Origin of the sequence: Paraburkholderia sp., assembly GCF_035948235.1 — a bacterium.
GTDB lineage: Bacteria > Pseudomonadota > Gammaproteobacteria > Burkholderiales > Burkholderiaceae > Paraburkholderia.
In genome coordinates this window covers 1-3787 of the sequence record NZ_DASZJJ010000352.1, presented here as the reverse complement: position 1 = coordinate 3787, position 3787 = coordinate 1, and the positions used below count along the sequence as shown (strand labels likewise).

Annotated in this window: 3 protein-coding genes and 1 pseudogene; all 4 read left to right on the top strand. The window is 65.6% G+C overall.

The window, feature by feature from the left end; translation table 11 throughout:
* Positions 1-141 (top strand): annotated as a pseudogene (locus tag VG320_RS31115) (sugar ABC transporter substrate-binding protein); the annotation flags it as partial.
* 10 nt (positions 142-151) lie between these two features.
* On the top strand, positions 152-1720 hold the full coding sequence (locus VG320_RS31110; protein WP_327203907.1) for a sugar ABC transporter ATP-binding protein: 1569 nt from the start codon (positions 152-154) through the stop codon (positions 1718-1720).
* Positions 1717-2781 carry an ABC transporter permease gene (locus tag VG320_RS31105; protein WP_327203906.1) on the top strand — a complete coding sequence of 355 codons (1065 nt, stop codon included), beginning with the start codon at positions 1717-1719 and terminating at the stop codon, positions 2779-2781. Before VG320_RS31110 ends, VG320_RS31105 begins: the two co-directional genes overlap by 4 nt.
* Positions 2774-3733 (top strand): ABC transporter permease, encoded by a 960-nt coding sequence (locus VG320_RS31100; protein WP_327203905.1) that lies wholly within the window; start codon positions 2774-2776, stop codon positions 3731-3733. Before VG320_RS31105 ends, VG320_RS31100 begins: the two co-directional genes overlap by 8 nt.
* The last annotated feature ends 54 nt before the right edge of the window (positions 3734-3787 follow it).

The window sequence follows — 3787 nt, the reverse complement described above, 5'->3', positions numbered from 1 at the left end:
GTGGCGCGCTATCTTGCCGGCGAGCGCAATCTACCGCCCTACACTTACGTGCCGTCGATTCTGGTGACCAAGGACAACGCGGGCGATGTGCAGAAATCGCTTGGTCAGGGCGCGCAGAACGGCCAGATCGCGTCAAAGTGAGCGCGCCGGCATGAACTCATTGACCGGCGACGCGCCCGCACTCGAACTGCGCCGTCTCGTGAAGCAATATGACGGCGTGCAGGCGCTGCGCGGCGCGTCATTGAGCGCCGCGCGCGGCACCGTGCATGGCCTGATCGGGCAGAACGGCGCGGGCAAATCGACGCTCATCAAGATCCTCGCGGGTCTGGAGCGCGCGGACACGGGCGAGATTCACGTCGATGGCGTGGCGATCGACGCCGGCACTCGCAGCGAGATCGCCTTCATTCATCAGGAGCGGCTGCTGTCGCCGACGTTCACCGTGGCCGAAGCACTCGCACTCGGCGACGAACCCGTCGTGACGCCATGCGCGGGACGCCTTCGCGCGCTGCTCCCGCTCCATCAGCGCCGCATGCGTAGGCGTGCCGCCGAGGCGTTGGAAGCGCATTTTGCCATTGCCTTGCCGCCGGACCGGCTGATCGGCGAACTCAGCGTCGCCGAGCAGCAGATCGTGCAGATCACGCGCGCGCTGATCCGCTCGCCGCGCATTCTGGTATTCGACGAACCCACTGCCGCACTCGTAAGCCGCGAGGTCGACCGCCTGCTGCGGACGATCGATCAGCTACGCGCGCGCGGCCTGACGATTCTTTACGTCTCGCATTATCTGAACGAGATAGCTTCGCTCTGCGATCGCGTGACAGTGTTGCGCGACGGTGTCGATGTCACTCACGTCGATGCCCGCGCAACGCCCGTCGAAACGCTGGTTTCTGCGATGCTCGGCGAGCAGCCGCAGGCGCGTGCGCGACGTGTCGAGACATCATCTCAGGACGTGGTGCTGGAGGCGCGCGATCTGCATGCGCCGGGCCGCTTCGGGCCGTTGTCGTTCGCGCTCAGGCGCGGCGAGGTGCTGGGCGTGACAGGGCTGGTGGGTTCGGGCGGCAAGCCGCTGGTCCGCAGTCTATTCGGTCTTGAGCGCGGCGTGCGGGGCGAATTGCGCGTGCGCGGCAAGACCGTGCGCCTGCAGCGTCCCGCCGATGCGGTGCGCAAAGGTATCGCCTTCGTGCCCGAAGATCGCCGCCGCCAGGGCGTGATGACCGCCATGCCCGTGCGTGACAACCTCTCGCTGACCGCGCTCGCGCGTTTCAGTCGCTTCGGTCTGGTCAACACCCGCCGGGAAACGGCAGCGGCGCGCACGCTGATCGACACGCTCGGCGTGCGTACATCTGGGCCGCTTGCGCCGGTGCGGCATCTGTCGGGCGGCAACCAGCAGAAGGTAGCGCTCGGTAAGTGGTTGGGCCGCGCGACTGACGATGATGCCGCTATCTATATCCTCGACGAGCCGACGGTGGGCGTCGATGTCGGCGCGAAAGCGGATATCTACCGGCTGATCGACGCGTTGGTCGCGCGAGGCGCGGCCGTGTTGATTTTCTCGAGCGATCTGCACGAACTGCTTGACGTGACCGACCGCGTGCTGGTGCTGGCGCGCGGCGCAATCGTGCAGGACGTGCCATCGCATGCACTCAGCACCCAAGACCTACTTGCGTGGGCCACGCTCGCGCGTACCGGCAACTCTGGCGTACTGAAAGAGGAGAACGCAACATGACCGGTAAGGCCATCGGGCGCGTTGCGCTGCGTTCGAACGACCCGCTCAACGACGATCGCGCCAATGCGGGCACGGCGCGTCCCAGCGGCATCGCGAGCACTCGATTCTGGGTACGCGGCGGAGCCATGCTCGCGTTCGCGCTGGTGTTCGCAGTTTTCGCGGCCACCTCGCCGCTTTTTCTGACGCTCGCGAATCTCGCGAATATCGTGCAGCAATCGGCGGTGGTCGGCGTGCTGGGTTTGGGGCTCACCGCCGTGCTGATCGGCGGCGGCGCAGATCCGATCAAGGGTGGCCTCGATCTGTCGATCGCTGCGAACATGGGCCTGTGCGCCGCAGTGCATGCCGTTGCCCTGCGCGCGGGCATGTCGGCGACGGCGGCCGTGGGACTCGCGCTCGCGGCGGGCGTGGCAGTCGGCGCGCTGAACGCATTCGCGGTTCTCGGCCTGCGCATCCTGCCGCTGCTCGCCACGCTTACGACGATGAATCTCTGCGCAGGCCTCGAACTCGTGCTCACGCAGAACACGTCGGTACCGGCTGCTTCGCCGCTGCTGGCTTTTCTGATCGACGAAGGCGCGTTCGGCATTCCGCATCTCGCCATGGCGTTGCTGGCCGTCGCCCTGCTGTTTGCCGTGCTGGTGCATTACACGCCGTTCGGGCTACGCCTGCGCGTGAGCGGCGAACACGCTCAGGCCGCGCGGGCGGCGGGCTTGAACGTGCGTGGCTATGTGGCCTTGAGCTATCTGCTCGGAGGCCTCGCGGCGGCGCTAGCGGCATTGGCGTCGTCGGCGCTGCTCAGCGGCAGCTCGCCGGGCGCAGGCGAAAACCTGCTGGCAGTCGTGGCGTCCGCGCTGCTCGGCGTGGTGTTCTCGCGACGCATGGTGCCGACCATGCCGGGCACGCTGCTGGCGGTACTTTTTATCGGCGTGATCGGCAACGGGTTTCAGCTCGACAACGTCTCCAGCTACTGGGTCAATGGCGTCGAAGGCACGCTGATCCTGTTCGTCGTCGCCACCACGGCGCTGTTGCGCCGCCGTCACCTCGGAATCGACGCTCATGACTGACTGGTTCACGCGCGTTCAGCGCTTTTCGCTGCCTGGCGCGCTGATCGCCGTTAGCGTGTTCTTCGCACTCTGGTCGCCAGGCTTCGCGCGACCGGGCAATCTCGCCGATGTCCTGCTCAACAACTTCGCTCTGCTGGCGATTGCCGCGCTGGGCATGACACTCGCGTTGTCGATTGGCGCGGTCGATCTGTCGATCGGTACGGCTATCGACGTCAGCAGCCTCGTGTTCGTGGTGCTGAGCGCACACCATGTCGGCGTGCCGCTGGCAGCGGTGGCGGCGCTCAGTGCTGCCTTGCTGGTGGGCTTGTTCAACGGTGTACTGGTTGCGGGCCTGGGGATCGCGCCGTTTCTGGCGACGCTCGGCACGCTGTTCATCGGCCAGACCCTTCAGCAACTCGCGACCGACGGCGGGCAACCGATCTATCTGCTCGGCGTCGATCTGCCGACGTTGTTCAGTGCGCTGGCACACGGCACCTTCGCGGGCGTGCCGATGCCGCTGTGGATCGTTGCCGTGCTCGCGCCGCTCGTACATGTCGCGCTCGCGCATTCGGTGTTCGGGCGCTATAGCGCGGCGCTCGGTACTCAGCCTGGCGTCGCGCGTTATTCGGGCCTGCCCGTCGCGGTGACAATTCTGGGGACGTTTGTTGCGGGCGCACTCATTTATGGCGTCGTGGGGCTGCTGCTTTCATCGATGGTGAAAGCTTATGTGCCGCAAGCCGGTAATGGCTATCTGCTCAATGCGATTGGCGCCACATTTATTGGCACAACGCTTTCGCGTGCCCGGTGCCCCAATGTGCCGGGCACGCTGCTGGGCGTGCTGCTGTTGAGTCTGGTGGCGAATGGCTTACTGCTGAGTGGCTGGAATTTTTACTGGCAGCAGGTGGCCACGGGCGTGCTGATTTTTGCGGTGCTCGCGCTAAGTTTTCTTTCTCGGCGTAGCGAGCTAATTTGATGTTAATTGCGACGGCTAGTCCGAAAGCGACTCGTCGCGCGCCGCCTGCCTTCA

Coding starts and splice junctions, on each gene's coding strand:
- VG320_RS31105 (WP_327203906.1), top strand. CDS start 1,717: ATGACCGGTAAGGCCATCGGGCGCGTTGCGCTGCGTTCGAACGACCCG.
- VG320_RS31110 (WP_327203907.1), top strand. CDS start 152: ATGAACTCATTGACCGGCGACGCGCCCGCACTCGAACTGCGCCGTCTC.
- VG320_RS31100 (WP_327203905.1), top strand. CDS start 2,774: ATGACTGACTGGTTCACGCGCGTTCAGCGCTTTTCGCTGCCTGGCGCG.